This window comes from Corynebacterium sp. LK31 (genome assembly GCF_014335015.1).
Lineage (GTDB): Bacteria > Actinomycetota > Actinomycetes > Mycobacteriales > Mycobacteriaceae > Corynebacterium > Corynebacterium jeikeium_D.
The window spans coordinates 41,247-60,746 of sequence record NZ_PDGW01000011.1; the positions used below are offsets into that span (position 1 = coordinate 41,247).

The following is a 19,500-nucleotide window of genomic DNA, read 5'->3' on the forward strand; positions in this document are numbered from 1 at the left end:
AGGTATGCGCCGGGGCTAGCCTGTGGGGCTAGCGGAGGCCAAGCTTAGATCGAAGCGTTAGACCAGAGCCTGCTTTGCTGCGTGGTCGAACTCTTCCTTGATCTTCTCATTCGGTTCCTTCGTGGCCAGCGTGACGATGATCATCACGACAGTTGCAGCGGCGAAGCCCGGGACGATCTCGTAGAGAGTGTCGCTGAGCGAGCTCATGCCCCATGCGAAGGAGACAACCGCACCGGTGATCATGCCGGCAGCAGCACCTGGCGTGTTCAGGCGCGACCAGTAGAGGGCGGCCAGCAGCACCGGGCCGAATGCCGAGCCGAAGCCAGCCCACGCGAAGCCAACCAGATCCAGAATGGAGCTGTTCGGGTTAGCAGCGATGATTGCGGCGATGATGGCGATCAGCGCGACGGCGACGCGGGAGAGAGCCATGTAGGTCTTCGGACGCAGGGACTTGTTGACCGTTGCCTTGAACAGGTCCTCGATTAGCGCGGAGGAAGACACCAGCAGCTGCGAGGAAATGGTGGACATGATTGCTGCCAGTACTGCAGTCAGAATCAGGCCTGCAATCAGCGGGTGGAACAGGATGCGGGTCATGTCCAGGAAGATAGTCTCGTAGGAAGACGCATCAGTGACCGAAGCATCTGGGTTCGTAGCGAAGAAAACAGTTGCGGTCAGCGCCACGAGGACGGAGCCGAGCATGCACAGTGCCTGCCAGCCAACGCCCCAGCGGCGGCCCTCGGTTGCGTCCTTTGCACTACGCAGAGCCATGAAGCGAACGATAATGTGCGGCTGGCCGAAGTAGCCCAGACCCCAGCCGAGCAGACCGATAATCGTGATTAGCGGAATGCCAGCGAACGGATCGAAGAAGGCCTCAACCGGCTGTCCCTCGCTGCCCGGGTAGGGGTTGTTAGCAGCAAAGCTGAAGATGTCCGAGGCGGAGTTGCCATTGTTGATTAGGTAGATGATGCCGACAGTCGGAACCGCCAGCAGTGCGATGAACATAATGATGCCCTGCACCGTGTCTGTGTAAGACACCGCCAGGAAGCCACCGAACAGGGTGTACGCGACAGTGATAGCCGCTACCAACAGCATGCCGACGAGGTAGTTGCCACCGAACGTCGACTCCCAGTAACGGCCACCTGCCACCATGCCCGAGGAGACGTAGAAGGTGAAGAACAGCAAAATAATCAGGCCTGCGGCAACGCGCAGCACCTTCGACGTATCGTGCAGACGATTCTCCAGGAACGACGGCACGGTAATCGAGTTACGAGCAATCTTGGTGTAACTACGCAGGCGTGGTGCGGTGAACTTCCAGTTCAGCCATGCGCCTGCGACCAGGCCGATTGCAATCCAGGTCTGGTTCAGACCCGAAAGGTAAATCGCGCCGGGCAGACCCATCAGCAGCCAGCCGGACATGTCCGATGCACCCGCTGACAGTGCCGCGACGAACGGATGTAGGCCGCGGCCGCCAATCATGTATTCGTCATACTCTGCAGTCTTTTTCCATCCGGTCCAACCGATGTAGACCATCAACAGCAGATAAATGACTAGTGCGATGATGAACCATGTGTGTTGGTCCACAGGGCAACTCCTCATTATTTATTAGTCGTACAGTCGGACTCGCGCACTACCTAGCGCACCAAAAAGCATTTTCGGCGCACAACTCAATTTCGCTTAATCAAGTCTGCTTGACGACGTTCACAGCGACGCGGCAGCATCGAGCCAAAAAGTGGCCGACGTTCACGGTGGAACCTGCGGTTCGCGATTCAACACAGCTTCAGCTTCCGGACTATCTTCGACAGTCATCGGAGCCTACTGGCACATGCGAACCATGGCAGAACTATTGCACGAGTCACACATTTTTAATTCTTGTGGCCTATACGACGTTTTCATGTGATGCGCTGCATTGCAAGATAAGAAGCGTTGAAAAAGCTTTTAAAAATCGGTTAAGTGCGACAAATTACCTGGGAAAAGGGGTATTTGGGCAGAAGGGGAGTAGTTTTTGCAAGATACATAATTCGAACAAGCGTGCTAATGTTGTGGTGTGGTGGAAAAGCTGATCCGGGGTGCGTGGCAGAATCTTCATTGAACAAATATCTGGTGGCGAAGTCGCCGGGTGATTAGACGGTGATGACTGAGCAGGCGATGACTGAGCAAGCAGTGGGGAGGAAGTAATGGATCAAGTTGCTAAGTCAGCGGTGCCGTTGCTGCTGCACGCGGTCTGGAAAGATGATTCGGGTCTTCACCTATGGGTGGAGCGGCCAGAGGGGCACCGGATTATTGCGGACGTGGATTTGCTGGAAGTCCCGGCGCATCAGCGTCGGCTTTTTGCAGTGCTGGACCAGGGGAGTCGAGCGCAACTGACGCTAAAACTGCGCACACCGAAGGGGCGGGCAGTAGAGAAAGCGGTACCCACATGGGTGTTCCCGCCATGGGCTGCGGTGACAGCACTGGTGCAATTGCAGGAGGAAGTTGCCTCGGCGGCGATGGCACCGGATCTTCGGTTCTTTGTGGATGTTGTACAGGGATTGGATGCTTTCGCACGCTCTGGGCGGGCATTGGTGGCGCTGACATGGGAAGACAATGAGTGGTGGCCGACGTGGCGGATGTCGGAGGGGCTGAGTGAGATTGCTTGGCAGAGTCAGGTCATTTCCCGTACACCACCGGTGTTGATTGATAACGGAGGTGCCACGGTGGCTGAGGACTTCATCAATCGGATGTTTCATTGGGTCACCAACGCGCTCCTGGCCGATTTGGATGAACCAGCAGAACAGCGTCAGAGTTTCGTGCGGTCGTTGTTGCAGTCTCAGTCCCTGGGGCGTGCGACGCCGGGGGTGGCGCAGTCACTGGCAAAGTGGAGACTGTCGGCCGATGGTGAGGATGTTCGTCTGCAGCTAATGGTGCAGGAACCTGTTGGTTTTGAAGGCCAGCTGGAAGACTTGCCGGATGTGGATCTTCCGCAGCTGTTGGAGTTGCAGGATCGAGCGGATGAAGAAGGGGGCTCAGTAACTCGCTTCAATCCTCGTTCAGCTGCGGTGGAACATGAGACTCTATGGCCATTGCGGATGTACTACCGCATCGGCGTCGCAGCTCCGGAGCACCTGAATCCAGAAATGTGTCGCCGGTCCGTGCTGTCGCTGCTTCGCCCGCAGCTATTGGCTGCACAGGAGGCATTCCCAACGCTCAAATATGCGAAGGCAGCGGGCCACCCGGGCTTGGATCTGCTGCTGACCTCAGAGCAGCTGATAGAGCTTATGACTGATGGCATCTCGCAGCTGGCAAAGGTTGATATCGATGTGATGCTGCCGCCGAACTGGAAGTCAGTGGAGACCACCCTGCAGTTGCACACTGAAGTCATCCAGTTAGATCCGACGGGGCCTGCTGGGCGCCGTTCGGAACCGAAACTCGGATTTGACCAACTGGTTGATTACGAGTGGAAGCTGGCCGTGGGGGATGCCGTACTGACGGAAGCGGAAATGCGTGAGCTCGCTGCATCGAGTACGGGGCTAGTGCATCTGCGAGACCATTGGGTGCACGCGAACCCAGAGGTAGCTAGGGAAGCCCTGAAGTTTTTGGTGGAGCAGACCAAGGCCGGGGAGGAAACCGGTAAGGGGCAAGCCACCCTGAAAGAGCTGGTCTTCGACGGTGGCTTAGAGTCGCAAGCTCCAGCAGCAGTGCCAGTCGCCCCCAGGGATCCCTCTTGGCTCAAGGCGTTGGTGTCGAAGTACTCAGACGGTTCCACGGTCCTCGCAGAGTCCGTCGAGGTGCCACCGAGTTTTGTCGGTGAGCTGCGGGAGTATCAACAGCGCGGTGTGGAGTGGCTGACGGATATGTCCAACCGCGGCTTTGGTGTCATTCTCGCTGATGACATGGGGCTCGGTAAGACTGTGCAAATTCTGGCGCTGTTGGAGTATGAGCGCTGCCGTCGGAAAGCAGATGCTACGGCTCAAGAGCACAAGGCTTCGCTTCTGGTGGTTCCGACAGGTGTGTTGCGCAATTGGGCAGCAGAAGCGGCTAAGTTCACTCCAGAGCTTAAGGTTGGGCTGCTGCATGGTTCAAACCGCCCTCATGGTGGAGAACTACAAGAATTTATCGGAAAACACGATGTTGTTGTGACGACCTATGGTGTTGCTACCCGCGATGTGAACGAACTCGCCCAAGTGCAGTGGGATCATGTGATTGCTGACGAAGCACAGGCAATTAAGAACCCCAACGCACAGGTATCCAGAGCGCTGCGGAGCCTGGGCTCGCGACACAACATCGCCATGACTGGTACTCCGGTGGAAAATGACTTGGGCGAACTGCGCACCATCATGGATTTCTGTAATCCAGGCATGCTGGGCTCGGCGAATGCATTTCGCAACAAGTTTGCGATTCCCATCGAGCGTGATGGGAATGCGGAAATGCTACTGCAATTGCAGTCGATTACAGCACCTTTTATCCTGCGCCGACTCAAGTCGGATCCAGCTATCGCGCCGGACCTGCCCAAGAAGAATGAGCAGGTGGAGATGGTGCCTCTCACGACGGAGCAGGCTTTCTTGTATCAGGAGGCCGTGAAGGATATCGAGGACAAACTTAAGCGCTCGAAGCGGAATCGTTCTGGCAGCTTCGGGCGAAAGAGCATCATTCTCGGCGGCATCATGAAGTTGAAGCAGATTTGCAACCACCCAGCGCACTACCAGCACGACGGCTCGGGGCTGCTTAATCATGGGCAGCATCGCTCGGGCAAGGTCGCACGGTTGGAAGAGCTCGTCGATGAGATTGTGCAAAACGGTGAACGCGCGCTTGTGTTCACGCAGTTCGTGGAGTTTGGCAAGATGCTTGCCCCTCATTTCAGCAAGCGCTTGGGCGTGGACATTCCGTTTATTCAAGGGGCAATGACTCCGGCACAGCGCGAGAAAGTAGTGGCAGAGTTTAATGCCCCGGACGGTCCGCCAATCATTTTGCTGTCGACTCTCGCGGCAGGTGTCGGCATCAACCTGGTTGCCGCCAACCACGTCATTCACATTGACAGGTGGTGGAATCCAGCGGTTGAAAACCAGGCCACGGACCGTTCCTACCGCATCGGTCAGCGTAAAGACGTCCATGTGCACAAGCTGGTCAGTGTTGGAACGCTTGAAGAACGCATCGACGAGCTGATTTTTGAAAAAGCAGAATTGGCGGATGCAGTTGTGCGCGCTGGTGAAACCAAGCTGACGGAGATGGACTTTCACCGTTTGCGGTCACTGTGGCAATTGGACAAGGACAAGATTCAGTCACTGCGTGAATCGATGGACGCAGCGGAGTCAAAGTCCGGTGGGACGGTGACTGATGGGGTGAACCCGAAGGGCACGGCATCGGACTCCACAACCTCGGATGACGATTCGATTCCCAACAATGTGACCCCGTTTAGAGTCCAGAAGAGGTGGTACTGATGGCCGGTGACGGAGACGTGACATGGGGCGACAATGTCATCTTTGCCGAGTTTGGCAAGGGGCCCTCTGGAAAGCGTGGTCGTAAAAGGACTACGGCGCGAAGCGCGCCAGCAACCAGCTCGACGATTGAAAAGCTCCTGGCCACCCAGGACTGGGCTGGTGCATTTACCGGACAGCAGCGACGTGGAACCGCAGCGCGCGTGGCGGTCGAGCCACGTACTACTTTTGCCCGGTGGGTGTGGGAGTTCATCATCCGTGGCGCTGATTCGGGTCGTGTTCACAGAGGTGAGAAGTACAGGTTCGACGGCAATGTGCTGGGGCTTCGAATCGCGGATGGCTACATCATCGGTGAAGTGCAGGGCAGCCAGCCGGAACCATTTTCAGTCTTTATTCGGTTCCCACGGCGGGAGCAGAAACAAACTGACGACGTACTGCGGTGGTTGGTGAACAATCCGTCGGCCTTCACAGAGTTTGAGCACGGCGAGTTGCCGTATGATCAGATGGAAATGCTGTTGTGCGATGGCGAAGAGCACATTTACAGCGAATGCACCTGCCCGGACCCGGCACCTGTGTGTAAGCACACCGTTGCAGTTGCCGCTCAACTTGTCGCTGATATCGACCGCGATCCGCTGTCGCTACTACAGCTGCGCGATTATCCGCAGCGCGAATTGCAACGCCGGCTTCAGGAACTAACACAGCTGCGAAACCGGACTGCGCCGAAGCGCCTCGGGCTTGGTGGCGCGGTTCGGGAGAATCCCGATAAAACCGCCCAGAACTCGGATGGCGCTGGTGGAAATGATGGCGGTGACAACGAGCAGAAAAAGGTTGCCGAGCTTTTCGCTGTCGAAGCCGACTACTGGGGCAATGATTTGGAACGAGTCAGCGTTCCTTCGCTCGAGGTTATTGACCCACTAACAGTTACCGACCGCAGTTTGCTGCATGAAGCATTGCAGCCAACCTGCGTAATTTCGAGAGAGACCATTCGTGCAGTCGCCGATTTGGAAGATTGTTGGCAACATCTGCAGGAATCGCTGAGCCTGGGACAAAAGGAGCGCTAGTCATGAAATTCATTCACACCTCAGATTGGCAACTGGGAATGACTCGGTGGTTCCTAGAGCTCGACGGCGGTGAAGCCCAAGCTAGGTTCCACGAAAGTCGCCTCAACGCCATCGACCGCATCGGCGAGTTGGCGACCAGCGAAGGCGCTGAGTTCATTGTCGTCGCTGGAGACGTGTTCGATTCCAACACATTGCCGGATAAGGTGTTCCTGCGGGCTCTTGAGCGAATCGCCAAGCTACCCGTGCCGGTGTATCTCCTACCCGGCAACCATGATGCGCTTGATGCTTCTTCCATCTATCGACGTAGTGCTTTCGAATCTTTGGAAGACCGAGGAGTTTACGTAATTCGCGACAGCGCGCCCATTGCCATCCGTGACGGGGTGGAACTCATCGGCGTGCCAGTGCGCGGCAAGTATTCGGCAGACGACATCGTGGCGGAAATAGCCACGGAGCTTGAGCCCGCCGATGGAATCCGAGTGATGGTCGCACACGGCCAAGTAGAAGGCTTTGGTGCTGATGCAGGAGCCACCATTGATCTGACCAGCTTGGAACAAGCTATTGAGCGCGGGGCGTTGCACTATGTTGCGCTGGGGGATTCCCACTCCACGAGCCAACTCGATCATGCTGGCAGAGTTTATTTCTCCGGCGCACACGAAACCACAGCGTACGACGACAAAGAACGGGATTCCGGCAATGCACTCGTCGTCGACATTGTAGAGAGCGGCCCCGAAAAGGGCTCAGTTACCGTGGCCTCCCACCGAGTGGGGCAGTGGGCTTTTCATGCCATTGACATGGATATCACTGGCGCGGAAGACCTCGATGAGTTCTTTGCTGAACTGGACGGTATCGAGGCGAAGACAGACACAGCGGTGAAGTATTCATTGCGAGGAACCGTGACACTGTCGGAGTCGACTACCTTTGAAAATCGACTTGAGCAGTATCAACAGCTTTTCGCTGCACTTTATCGCCGGGAAAGTGGTTCCGATTTGACGGTGGTTCCGTCCGAGGGGGATATCTCTAATCTCAATCTCACCGGTTATCCGCTCATAGCTGCAGAAAAACTAACGGTCTTGAGTAAGGGACGAACCGAGAGCGGTAGCCCCCTATCAGAATCTGAAACCACCGCAGCAGCCGATGCGCTTCGCTTGCTGGCCCGCCTGGCAGGAGAGAAGGAATAAATCATGCGTTTTCACGACATCGAATTACACAATGTACGTGCGATTGATTCACTCTCAATCACAGGGCTCGCCGAGCGCGGCGTGGTAGTGATTTCCGGTGAAAATGAGTCGGGTAAGACGACAATCGCCAAAGCTATTCACGTTGCACTGACGACAAAATGGAAGTCCAGGTCAAGCGAAGCGCTTAGTCTGAACAGTCACTCCAGCCAGGAAAAGCCGCAGGTTAAGCTCCGGCTGGAGCTTGACGGCTACGAATTTACGCTGGACAAGATCTTTGGTGGCACCAAGGACACCGGCACAATCGTCACCGTCCACTCTCCGACAGCCGAGGTTCTCAAAGATGACCAGGCGGAGGAGTGGCTGGCCGCCCGAATGCACAATGCAGATACCAAGAACCTGTGGCAGGTTTTCGTTGCTGAACAGGGGCAAGCACAAAAGACCCTCTCCTTGGGCGGTTATGTACAAGTCACTAGCGCATTGCAGTCGGCATCGGGGCAGCGCGCGGAAACCGCAGAAGAGGTAGGCCTTTTTGAAGCCGTTGAAGCCGAATACGGCAACTATTTCCAAAAAAATGGCAAAGAGCGCAAGCAGGTTACCGACGTAGACAAGGAGCTGGCGGAAGCCCAGCAGGTGCGCGACGAAGCGGCGAAAAAGGTCCGGGAATTCGAAGCGCTCAATGAGGAAGCTGCTCGTAATGAAGAAAGCCAGCAAACGCAGCGGGCATCGTTGCCAGAAGCCCAAAACGAAGTCGAGCACTGGGGCCAGGCACTAGAAGAACTCGAAAAGTTCAGGGTTGCCGTCTCCCAGGCACAGGAGGTCTCTGCAGCGGCGAAGCAGCAGCTGGACTTAGCTAAACAGGCTCAGCAAGAGCGCGAAGCTTTCATTCAGCAGGCACAAGAAGCCAAGGATCAGCATTCTGCTGCAGAGAAGAAAGTTGCTGAATTTAAGGAAGCGTTCGATAAGGAGGTCGCAGCTTTAAAGAAGGCGCAGGAAGATCGCGATGCGGTTGTAAACACGTACCGCGAAGCTCGAAAGGCAGAAGAACTGGCCGCAGCTGAAGTTGCATTGGGAGAGAAGCGCGGTTTGGTTGAAGCTCTGTCGAAGCGAGTGAAGAAACTCGATGCGCTCCGCGCGCAATTGGCAGAGCACAAGGAGATAATTACTCGGAATTCCGTTACCGAAGAGGTAATGGAAAAACTGTTGACCTGCGAACGCGAAGTTGCAACAGCCGCCGCTGTGCTGGAGGCATCGAGCCCGAGTGTGCAGCTCTCGGCTAGTAGTGCGCAGGAGGTCACGGTCGACGGCGAGAAAGTGGGGCTAGCTCCGGAGGCTGAGACAGTTCAACGCGCGGTTACTAAGCCATTGGCCATCGAAGTCGGCGACGTCACGGTTGCTATACAGCCCGGAGACGGCTCAGATTCGCAGCAGCGCAAGCTAGAAAAAGCAGAGACATCGCTCAAAGAACAGCTTGAGGTTGCAGGCGCTGATTCCGTCGCGGAAGCACAAAAGGCATACACACGACGTCGGGAAGCGGAAAAAGCAAAATTCCAGGTGGAGACATCCATAACTGCGGTGTCCGACGGTGTGGAGTATCACCAGCTCACAGCAGAGTTGGACGATGCGAAGGAAGAAGCACGAGTACACGGCGAGCGGTATCAGGAACTTGCGGGCGAGGAAGCGCCGACGGAGATTGACTTGGTATCGGCAAAGTCCCGGCTGGAAGAAGCTGCAGTGGGGCGTAGGGATGCCGAGTCGGAGCGCGACAGTGCTGATATGCGCTTATCGAAGCTGGAGAAGCGTCCTGCACACGCCAACTATACGAAGGCCAGCAGCGAGCTTGAAGGGGCTCGGTCCGTTCTGAAGGTCCGCGAAGATTCGCTCACGGCGACGCGAGAAAAAGCCTCGGACGCCGAGATCTTTGCTGCGGTGGAAAACCGAGGCAAGGACTATGAGGCGGCAGAAGAGCAACTGGCTGCGGCTCAGAAGGAGCTGGCGCAGCGGGATGCCGACGACGTGGAAGCATCGCTCGCGGGCGCTAAGCAGCGACGGGATGCAGTTGAGAATCGCCTGGCTGAGCTGGAAAAGCGTCGGCAAGAGATTCGGGTGCACTTGGACTATTTCGACAGCGCGAATGAGAAACTGGCAGCAGCTGAGGGAGTAGTGGAGCGAACACAGCGAGATCGGAATTCAATGCGTCGACGTGCAGCTGCCGCCAAGACTCTCATGGAGGTAATGACACAGGCACGCGTGGCATCGCGGAATGCGCTGGCTGACCCCTTGCTGCGCAAGCTCGAAGAGTACGGTGGCGGTGTGTTCGGTGCGGGAACTCAGTTCACGATGAATGAGGACTTGCAGATTGAGTCACGGTCCAATGCCGATGGCAAGTTCGATGTCGATGAGCTATCTGGTGGAGCGCAGGAGCAGCTGGACATTCTGCTGCGCTTGGCCGTTGCCGGTGTCATGGAGGGCGGGCAGGGCGCTCCGGTGATTATTGATGATGCATTAGGTTATTCAGACGAACACCGTTTGCGGCGGATGAATAATGCTCTTGCCAAAGCGGGGCGCGATATGCAGGTATTAGTCCTGACGTGCGATGAAGCCCGCTTTGATCGTGTGACAGGAGCGGAGTTTATGAAAATTCAGGATTTGGTTTCAAGATAGTAGGCTCTGTACATATGCAAGATGTTCCGTGGTTAAGTGATGAAGAGCAGCGGTTATGGCGCTCAATTCTGAACGCTAAACGGGCCGTTGACAGGTCAATCGACCTTCAGCTGCAAGATTCTCTCGATATTTCCACTGCAGATTTTTCGGTTCTGGTTGTTCTCTCCGAGGCTGAAGACAATGTAGTGCGCATGCGCACCCTGTGCGAATCCCTGGAATGGGACCGCAGCCGAATGTCGCATCAAATTACTCGCATGGAGCGACGCGGGCTAGTAACTAAGGAACGCTGCGCCTGCGATAACCGTGGTATTGATGTCACGCTTACTGAACACGGTCGAACCGTGATTGAGAAGGCGGCGCCGAACCATGTGAAGCTTGTGCGCCATGTTTTGTTTGATGTGCTCGGTGAGAATATCGACTATCAGGGGATTTCCGCTGTGCTCGATAAGATTGCAGAGACCGCCAATGCTACGGTCACCGATTCAGTCGACGGAAAAGCAGAGTAGCCAGAAGTTTTTTGTGAGTGTTTTCTCATTTGTCTCCGCTACGAGGCTCTCACCATTAGCCTAGAGCAGTATGAACTCATTTGAATGGCTGAGTGATGATGAACAGCTCTTTTGGCAGTCGATGGTAGCTGCTTTTCGCGAGGTAGAGCGCAATATCGAGCGAAGCCTACGCACTCGAACCGGGCTGACGTTCGCGGACTTTACCCTGCTCATCGCTCTGCATGAGGTAGAGGATGGGATTCTGCATGTTGACAAGATTTGTGATCGACTGAAGTGGAACCATCCCCGCGCGCTGCTGCATACCAACAGGTTGGAAAAGCGCGGATTTATTCACACCGAAGACCACGGCGAAGACCCGGACTCGGATTATGTCGTCGTCTTAACAGGCGTTGGTCGGCACGTGTTTGCCGAGGCGGCGCCGGATTATGTAGACACTGTTCGCCAGGAAGTAATTTCACCACTTGCTAATGAAGACCGCGAAGTGATGCTGAGGTGCTTCCAGTCGGTTCTCGAAAGGAAGTAAGACTTCCACGCCCTGCTAGTAAAACAACCACTAGCAGGGCGCTTTTTTCTCTACGTTTCAAGCTGTAAGGTAAGGCGTGCCTAAAGCAAAGGGGTGACTGTTCACTTCTCTTTGTGCACCCTAAGTACCAAAAATTACGCAGAAATAAACAAGGCAGAAACTGAAACGCATGAGAGTCAATATTTTCGCCAAGGCTAAAACCGCGCCAAAGACCAAAACTCTGGCCGCAATCGGGTGTGCAGCGCTGAGCTTCGTCGCTACAGCATGCGGTGCGGACGCAGAGTCGAACACGGCTGCCGACAACAAGGGAGAACTCACTGTCACTGATGTCGCAGGTCGCACTGTGACCTTCGACAAGCAGCCAGAACGAGTCGTGCTCGGTGAAGGTCGCGCCATGTTTGTCACCGCGATGCTTGACCAAGAAAACCCGGGTGACCATGTTGTCGCCATGGGCAGCGATCTGCATTCGGGCGCACCATCGTTTGAAGCCAAGCTTTTCGAGACGAACCCCGAGCTGAAAGACATGCCGACCATCGGCAATATCGCCAAGGGCGATGTCACAGTTGAAAACCTCATCTCCCACGACCCAGACGTGGTCGTCATGACCCTTGACCACAAGAAGGCCGCGGAGCAGTCCGGTTTCCTCACCAAGCTCGATCAGGCAGGTCTGAAGTACGTATTCACCGACTTCCGGCAAAAGCCCCTGGAGAATACCGCCAAGTCCGTCGAGCTCCTCGGCCAGATCGTCGATGAGCAGGACAATGCCAAGAAGTTCACCGACTTCTACACAAAGCGCGTCAACGAGATCACCGAACGTGCCGCCAAGCTCGAAGACAAGCCAAAGACCTTCGTCTGGCGAGCAGCCGGTCTCAAGGATTGCTGCTCGACCGTCAACAAGTCCAACCTCGGTGACCTTGTCACAGCAGCCGGCGGTGAGAACCTCGGAGACAGCCTCCTCGACACCGAATCGGGCGACGTGACCGCAGAGAAGGTCCTGTCCGTCCAGCCGGAGAAGATCATCGCCACCGGTGGTTCTTGGGCGCTCGATCCGAAGAAGCCGGAAGTGCTGCCACACGTCGAACTCGGCTACACCGCCACCCCAGAGACCGCACAGCGCACTCTGGAAGGCCTGCTGAAGACTCCGGGTTTTGACACCCTGACCGCGCCGAAGAAGGGGGATCTGTACGCCGCCTTCCACCAGTTCTACGACTCGCCGTACAACGTCTTCGCGCTCGAGCAATTCGCCAAGTGGATTCACCCAGAGGAGTTCGCTGACCTCGACCCGGTCGCTGACTTCGCCAAGTTCCACAAGGACTACCTGCCCTTCGAACTCAGCGGCACCTTCTTCACCGCGCTGGAGCCGACCAAGTAACCCATCTTCCACCATCGAAGAAGGAATCCGATGACTTACACCAATCTGCACGCTCCCGCGTCAGGGCTTGACGACGAACCCCGCGAGTCCACCTCCACCAACGGCAGTGGAGGTCAAGAGTCGCAGCCCGCCACCGAACAGCACGAGTGTCCGTCGTCAAGCACGACCTACGACTCTGCGCGACAGTACCGACGACGCTCAGCCCGAAAGATCGCCGTTATTGCGGTGCTGGTGGGGCTGGCCGTGTGCGCGTTTGTAGTGGCGACAATCGTGGGGCCGATGTCACTGAGTGTGGGAGACGTCGTCCGGGGCATCGTGAGCCCGAATGATGTTGATGAAACCACTCGTACGGTGCTGTGGAAGCTGCGCCTTCCTGCATCAGTGATGGCAGTGCTGATTGGTGCAGCGCTGTCGCTTGCCGGTGCACAGATGCAGACAATCCTCGACAACCCACTGGCGGAGCCGTTTACCCTCGGTATTTCGGCTGCAGCGGCGTTCGGTGGGGCGGCATCGATTGTGCTGGGCTGGGTGATTATTCCGCATGCGCAGTTCAACCTGGCGGCCGTGGCCTGGGTATCATCCGTCATCGCGGTGGCGATTGTGGCGGCGGCGTCGGTATGGCGCGGCTCGGGTAAGGAATCGATGATTCTGCTGGGTATTGGTCTGGTGTTTCTATTCCAAGCGCTGTTGTCGCTGTTGCAATACCGCGCGACTACCGAGGCGCTCCAGCAGATTGTGTTCTGGACGATGGGCTCGCTCCAGCGCGCGAACTGGGTGGCCAACGGCATTATTGCGGCGGCACTGCTGATCGCCATTCCGTTCACCATTCGCTATGCGTGGGCGCTGACGGTGTTGCGACTTGGCGATGCCCGCGCAAAAGCCGTGGGCATCAATGTGGATAGGCTGCGCATTGCGACGCTGATTGTAGCCTCGCTGCTGGCGGCAACCGCAGTGGCCTTTGCCGGCATCATCGGCTTCATCGGACTGGTCGGTCCACACATTGCGCGCATGCTGGTCGGTGAAGAACAGCGCTTCTTTGCCCCGGCATCGATGGCGGCAGGCGCGGCGCTGCTTGCGGCAGCTCATGCGGTATCCATCACGGTGGTGCCGGGTGTGGCAGTGCCGATTGGCATCATTACCGCAATCGTCGGTGTCCCATTCTTTGTCGGTTTGGTTTTCCTGCGTAAGAGGACGGTGTGGAACTAATGGGCGTATTTCTCGATGTCAACGAAGTAGCTGCAGGCTATGGCAAGCGGAAGGTGCTGCGCGGGGCGTCGATGCGCACGCTGAAGCCGGGTACGGTGACGGGTTTGCTCGGGCCAAACGCTGCGGGTAAGTCCACACTGATGACCACCCTGGCGGGGATTCGAAAGCCCATGTCCGGGGAGATTGTGCTGACCCGTGACACTGAGCGGGTTGTCGGCTCCGAACTGCGCGATGTGGTGGGCTACGTGCCCCAGGATCTGCCAGCAAGTGCCTCGCTGACCGCATTTGAATCGGTGTTGGTCTCTGGCCGGCGCGCCGGGCGTCTGCGCGTGCGCGGCTCCGAGATTGAGCACACTGCGGCGGTTCTCCGGAAGGTTGGTATTGAGCACCTTGCCGACCGCTTCGTCGGCGAGCTCTCCGGCGGTCAGCGTCAGCTCGTCGCCGTCGCGCAGATGTTTGTCCGCGATCCCGAGGTCATGCTTCTCGACGAACCCACCTCCGCCCTCGACCTGCGCCACCAGGTGGAACTCCTACAGCTCGTCCGCGCGGAGGTCGCCTCACGGAGCTCCTTGGCGCTCGTCGCAATCCACGATCTCAATCTCGCAGCCCGCTACTGCGATGAGCTTGTCATGCTTCACGACGGCCACGTGGTTGCCCAGGGGAGTCCTGCTGACGTTCTCACACCGGATCTTTTGGCCCGCGTCTATGGAATTCGAGCCCGCGTGCTTAATGATGGAGGCGTTCCTGTGGTGTGTCCTATTGAGGAAGACCAGGTTTCTGAGGCCGCATAGTGCGGATTTGGCTGGGGTGCGGGGCATTTCGCTAATCGCCCCAGCCAAGTGGTAACATCTTTTCTCGTTGCACTTGTTGTGCTTGTGCCACACGCCCCCGTAGCTCAGTGGATAGAGCGCCGGTTTCCGGTACCGAAGGTCGGAGGTTCGACTCCTCTCGGGGGCACGTCTTATCCCTTAAGCGGTTAGGTTCGATTAGATTCGCCTGGTTGCTTGAGGGATTTTTGTTTCGGGTGTACCTGGCGGAAGCGGGCCAATCCGAGTTACTGACTGCGTTTATGACAAAAATGACCCAAAAAATGGCCTGAAAGTGTCATAAACTCACACAGTTTCACATGTGCAGCCCGTCGGGGGATCCCGGTTAGTTGGCCGGGCGACTGACCGTGCCATCGGGGTAGCGGGCAAACCGCCCCTCTTCAAAAGGCGCGACGGGAGCATTGGATTCGTATGGCCATGCTCCGAACTCACCACGCTGGTAGGCGTCGAATGCCTCAACGAGCTCTTCGCGGCTATTCGCAACAAGCGGGCCATGCTGATACACGGGAGCGCCAATTGGTCGGCCTTGGAGGATGAGCGCGAAGGCCCCCTCGTCACCTGCAGAAATGTCCAGTGTCTCGGTTGAGCGCAGCACTGCGCCCTCTTGCTCCAGCGTTTCGCCCTCGATAGTGAGGCTGCCGCGTAGAGAGTAGAGAGTCCGAATTGTCTCGGCATGATTGGTAGGTGGCAAAGTGAGCTGCGCGTTCGGCTGCAAACGCAGCAACCACACGGCTACATCGGAATCTGGTGCAGCGGCCCAGGATTCCGGTGGTGGTGCGAGTGGCTTGGTATCGCCAAATGCGCCAGCGATGACTTTTACGTCGTAACCGTGGCCATTGTCATCAGTGCCGGTGACATGCGGAGTGTCTTCTGCCCAGAACATCTGGAAGTGCGGCTTTGCCTCCTTGCCTTCGGGCGGCAGGTTCAGCCAAATCTGGAACATGTGGTGGGGATTGGGGCCATCGACATGCAAAAGCGGAAACATCTCTGCGTGCGCTGTACCTGCGCCGGTGGTCAGCCACTGAGTGTCGCCGTCGCCGTAACGAGCCTGTGCACCTTCGGAGTCGGTGTGGTCGACGTAACCTTCCTCGACAATCGAGATAGTTTCAAAGCCGCGGTGTGGGTGGGAGGGGAAGCCGGGGACGGTTGTGCCGTGGTACATGGACCAGCCGTCCTTGCCGGAAAAGTCCATGCCGATATTACGGCCGAGCAGCGAGGCATCTGGTGTCATGGTTGTGCCCTTGGCCTGCGGGTATAGGTCGTAATGGTGGACCGCGAACAGGAAGGGATCCATGCCGGGGAGCTGTGGGTTGTCGGCTACTGAGAACTTTTGAATGATTGCGCTCATGACAGGCTCCTTTGGCTAGCTAAATTCATCATCCACAACAAAATGTTGGCGTGTCAATCAAAATGCTAGCCAAGAACCGACCCGACTGTCTCTACTCAGCAATAATCACAATCAGCGTGCGCGGCCCGTGGACACCTTCGACTCGGGCAAGCTCGATGTCCGAGGTCGCAGAAGGCCCCGAAATCATAGTGATTGGAGCAGTGGGATCACTCTCGCGTAGACGGGAAAATGCCTCCGGAATGCCGTAGACGACCGTGGAAGCGGGCACAACGCAGATGTGAATATCCGGCACCAAGGTCAGCGCGCGGCGGCCAGAAGTGGCCGAACCGTCCAGGAAAATGGTGCCGGTCTCGGCGCAGGTGACAGCAGAGCTGGTGACAATCGCGTCGAGCTCGTCCAGCTCTTCGGCGGTGAAACCGGTGTCGACGCGAATCTCGGTGGTGGCCTTACCTCCACCAGACTCCAACCCCGCAACCCACTCGCGGTCCAGACCTTCGGGAATACCAATCAACGAGGCCCCGACATCAGCAATTGCCTTCTTCACAGCCTCATTGATGTCGGTTGCCGAGCTGCCACAGCGGCGCACGTCGGCTTTGTAATCGGCGATGCGCTCGTCGGCAAGCGAAATGATCTCTTTGGCCGTCAGGTCGGAGGAGCGCTCGTAGTCGCGGGGGATGTCGAAATGCGCGCCGGGCTCGCCAGGGATGATGCCCACGTCAGAGGCCAAGTCACGGCCTTCGAAGGCGATTTTCTGAGCATTACGGATACGCTCGAGGATTTCGCTCTTGGCAATGTTCGCGGATGCTGAGGAGTGGGACATAGCTAGGCCTCCTTGTTGGTCGCGTCAGACTTGCCGGATGTGTCGGACGAGTCAGATTGATCAGAACCCGATAGCCCATTAATCTTCGTCGGAACCTGATTGGCCGATTCGCGGGTCAGCTGCGCCGAGAAATCCTTCGAACCCCACAGTGAGCGGAACGGCTTCTTCGGCGGAACCGGGGTATCACGCGCATCCGACCACCCGCTGAGGAAGAGCGGCAGGGCGTGAATCTCGCCGTCCTTCAAACCGAGTACGCGGGCGAGGGAGGCCATCTTTGCGCTCATATTCCAGAGCTTCTGATTGCCCATGATGACCCCGAGCGTGGCAAACAGCTTGCCCTCCACCGGCGGGCGGTGTTCCGTGACCTTACGGTGGCGCAGCTCCAGCAGTGCCGCAGGGATGTCAATTCGCACCGGGCAGACCTCAAAGCAAGCCCCGCACAGCGAAGACGCATAGGGCAGCGAAGCATTCGGATCATCGTAGGAATCCATGCCAGTGAGCTGCGGAGACAAAATCGCACCAATCGGACCCGGGTAGACCGAACCGTAAGCGTGACCGCCCACGTGCTCATAAACAGGGCAGATATTCAGGCATGCCGAGCAGCGAATGCACTTCAGCGCTTCACGCCCAATCGGATCTGCAAGAGTGGCCGAGCGCCCATTGTCCAGCAACACAATGTGGAAATTCTTCGGGCCGTCGCCGTCGGTCGTTCCCGTCCACAGAGAGGTGTAGGGATTCATACGCTCGCCTGTCGACGACCGTGGCAGTAGCTGCAAGAAGACTTCCAGATCCTGGAAGGTGGGAAGCAGCTTCTCAATACCCATCACCGAAATCAGTGTTTCCGGCAGCGTGAGACACATACGGCCGTTGCCCTCTGACTCGACGACGGCCACAGTACCGGTTTCGGCCACACCGAAGTTGGCGCCAGAAATCGCAACCTTGGCCTTCATAAATTGCTCGCGCAGGAACTTACGGGATGCCTCGGCGAGATCGGCCGGATTGGCTTTCAGGTCCGGGTCGACTCCGGGGATTCCATTGAGGAAGATCTCGCGGATATCTTCGCGATTGCGGTGGATAGCAGGAACCAGGATGTGGCTCGGCATGTCGTCGGCAAGCTGAACGATGAGTTCCGCCAGGTCGGTTTCGCGGGCGGTGATGCCGGCGTCGGCAAGTGCTTCGTTCAAGCCGATTTCCTGCGTGGCCATCGACTTAATCTTGACGACCTTTTCTTCGCCGGTCTCTTTCACCAAGTCCGTGATGATGCGGTTTGCCTCGGCGGCATCGCGCGCCCAGTGGACGTGACCGCCGGCATTCGTAACTGACTCTTCAAACTGCTCCAGCAGTTCCGGCAGACGCGCCATAACATCGCGCTTGATGTGGCTGCCCGCGAGCCGCAGCTGCTCCCAGTCATTCTTCTCGGCTACGACATGCGCGCGCTTCTGACGAATCGAACGCGTGGCATGACCGACATTTTCGCGCATGCGAGTGTTCTTGAGCTCCTCGTGCGCTGCGGCCGTGAACCCGCGCGTACCGCGCAGATGCCCGACGTTGTGCGGCGCGCGGGGAGGAAGGGCTGGCATGCCGACGTTAATTGCGACCATTACTGTTCACCTCGCAGGGAAGCTTCTTGGCGGTTGTGCACATCAAACGGGGTCTCCTTGGTGGAGGCCAGAATCTCGGCCATATGGATGGCGTGCACGCCAGAGTCCTGGCGACGCAACGCGCCACCGATATTGAGCAAGCAGGAAGCATCGCCAGCGGTGACGAACTCCGCTTCCGTAGCGCGAATATTGGCTGTCTTGTCGGCAACCATTGCAGCGGAGGTCTCCGCATTCTTCACCGAGAAGGTGCCGCCAAAACCGCAGCACTCCGCCGCGCCAGGCAGCTCGCGCAGATCGATTCCATCGACCGCGCTGAGCAGCCGCCACGGACGGTCACCCACCTTGAGTACCCGCAAGCTGTGGCAGGTGGAGTGGTAGGTCACTGAGTGGGGGAAGTAAGCACCGACGTCAGTCACACCAGCGACATCGGTGATGAACTCGGAGAGATCCAGCGTCTTGTTCGCGCAGGCCTGTGCCGCGTGGACTTGGGCACGGGTACCGTAGCGGCCCGCAATCATCGGATGCTGGTGGCGAACGGCGCCGGCGCAGGAACCGGACGGGGCGACAACGTAATCAATCGAGGAATCTGCAAAAGCATCAGCGTAGGTGTCCAGCTGAGGAAGGACTTCCTTCTGGTACCCGGTGTTGACGTGCATTTGGCCGCAGCAGGTTTGTTGTGGTGGAAAGACCACATCGCATCCTAGGCGCGTGAGAACTCTGGCGGTCGCACTCACTGCATCTGGAAACATCATGTCCCCGATGCAGGTCGCGAAAAGTGCTACTTTCACGGTCGCTCCAAAAAGGGTTGAGGGGTAAGGCAATAATTTCCTACCTGAATGCTACGCCTAGCCCCGGATTAAATCTGTTCTCAACCTGAATTCGGCTGGATCGTGAAAGGGGCGCAGGACAGCCGGAGGCGGTGGCCTGCAGATACCCCTCAAATCAATCTTTTGGTGGCTGATGTTTCCACGACTGCGATTGACCTA

Annotated in this window: 14 protein-coding genes and 1 tRNA gene; 10 read left to right on the forward strand and 5 right to left on the reverse strand. The window is 57.3% G+C overall.

The features are described from left to right. Positions 1 to 57: 57 nt before the first annotated feature. Positions 58 to 1,581, reverse strand: a complete 1,524-nt coding sequence (putP, locus tag CRD18_RS02495) for a sodium/proline symporter PutP (protein ID WP_070827410.1) — start codon at positions 1,579 to 1,581, stop codon at positions 58 to 60. A 593-nt stretch (positions 1,582 to 2,174) separates the two neighbouring features. Here putP and CRD18_RS02500 point away from each other — a divergent pair. From CRD18_RS02500 to CRD18_RS02545, 10 genes are all read left to right on the forward strand, one after another. Then, positions 2,175 to 5,414, forward strand: a complete 3,240-nt coding sequence (locus CRD18_RS02500) for a DEAD/DEAH box helicase (RefSeq protein ID WP_187406495.1) — start codon at positions 2,175 to 2,177, stop codon at positions 5,412 to 5,414. Next, a complete protein-coding gene (locus tag CRD18_RS02505) occupies positions 5,414 to 6,472 on the forward strand; it encodes a hypothetical protein (protein WP_187406496.1) in 1,059 nt (352 codons plus the stop codon). The genes CRD18_RS02500 and CRD18_RS02505 overlap by 1 nt, the downstream gene beginning before the upstream one ends. A 2-nt stretch (positions 6,473 to 6,474) precedes the next feature. Next, complete coding sequence (locus tag CRD18_RS02510) at positions 6,475 to 7,650, forward strand: DNA repair exonuclease (RefSeq protein WP_049190081.1); 1,176 nt, start codon at positions 6,475 to 6,477, stop codon at positions 7,648 to 7,650. Between the two features lie 3 nt (positions 7,651 to 7,653). After that, entirely contained in the window at positions 7,654 to 10,311 is a 2,658-nt protein-coding gene (locus CRD18_RS02515) for an ATP-binding protein (RefSeq protein ID WP_070862731.1), read from the forward strand. Between the two features lie 14 nt (positions 10,312 to 10,325). Beyond that, positions 10,326 to 10,817, forward strand: a complete 492-nt coding sequence (locus CRD18_RS02520) for a MarR family winged helix-turn-helix transcriptional regulator (protein WP_070437900.1) — start codon at positions 10,326 to 10,328, stop codon at positions 10,815 to 10,817. Between the two features lie 70 nt (positions 10,818 to 10,887). Then, positions 10,888 to 11,340, forward strand: a complete 453-nt coding sequence (locus CRD18_RS02525; RefSeq protein ID WP_070437896.1) for a MarR family winged helix-turn-helix transcriptional regulator — start codon at positions 10,888 to 10,890, stop codon at positions 11,338 to 11,340. 169 nt (positions 11,341 to 11,509) lie between these two features. Continuing rightward, on the forward strand, positions 11,510 to 12,712 hold the full coding sequence (locus tag CRD18_RS02530) for an ABC transporter substrate-binding protein (protein WP_150963233.1): 1,203 nt from the start codon (positions 11,510 to 11,512) through the stop codon (positions 12,710 to 12,712). A gap of 30 nt (positions 12,713 to 12,742) precedes the next feature. Continuing rightward, positions 12,743 to 13,918: an iron ABC transporter permease gene (locus CRD18_RS02535; RefSeq protein ID WP_101687636.1), complete on the forward strand. Its 1,176-nt coding sequence runs from the start codon at positions 12,743 to 12,745 to the stop codon at positions 13,916 to 13,918. Next, positions 13,918 to 14,709 (forward strand): ABC transporter ATP-binding protein, encoded by a 792-nt coding sequence (locus CRD18_RS02540; RefSeq protein WP_049190084.1) that lies wholly within the window; start codon positions 13,918 to 13,920, stop codon positions 14,707 to 14,709. Before CRD18_RS02535 ends, CRD18_RS02540 begins: the two co-directional genes overlap by 1 nt. 93 nt (positions 14,710 to 14,802) lie before the next feature. After that, positions 14,803 to 14,875 (forward strand) — tRNA-Arg (locus tag CRD18_RS02545). A 195-nt stretch (positions 14,876 to 15,070) separates the two neighbouring features. Here CRD18_RS02545 and CRD18_RS02550 read toward each other — a convergent pair. From CRD18_RS02550 to CRD18_RS02565, 4 genes are all read right to left on the reverse strand, one after another. Then, positions 15,071 to 16,093, reverse strand: coding sequence for a pirin family protein (locus tag CRD18_RS02550; protein WP_187406497.1), 1,023 nt, complete (start codon positions 16,091 to 16,093; stop codon positions 15,071 to 15,073). A gap of 91 nt (positions 16,094 to 16,184) precedes the next feature. Continuing rightward, positions 16,185 to 16,913 (reverse strand): LUD domain-containing protein, encoded by a 729-nt coding sequence (locus tag CRD18_RS02555; RefSeq protein WP_076771929.1) that lies wholly within the window; start codon positions 16,911 to 16,913, stop codon positions 16,185 to 16,187. Between the two features lie 2 nt (positions 16,914 to 16,915). Beyond that, the gene (locus CRD18_RS02560; protein ID WP_070866731.1) at positions 16,916 to 18,514 is read right to left on the reverse strand and encodes a LutB/LldF family L-lactate oxidation iron-sulfur protein; all 1,599 of its coding nucleotides are present in this window, start codon (positions 18,512 to 18,514) and stop codon (positions 16,916 to 16,918) included. Next, entirely contained in the window at positions 18,514 to 19,302 is a 789-nt protein-coding gene (locus tag CRD18_RS02565) for a (Fe-S)-binding protein (RefSeq protein WP_042388597.1), read from the reverse strand. The genes CRD18_RS02560 and CRD18_RS02565 overlap by 1 nt, the downstream gene beginning before the upstream one ends. Positions 19,303 to 19,500: the final 198 nt, after the last annotated feature.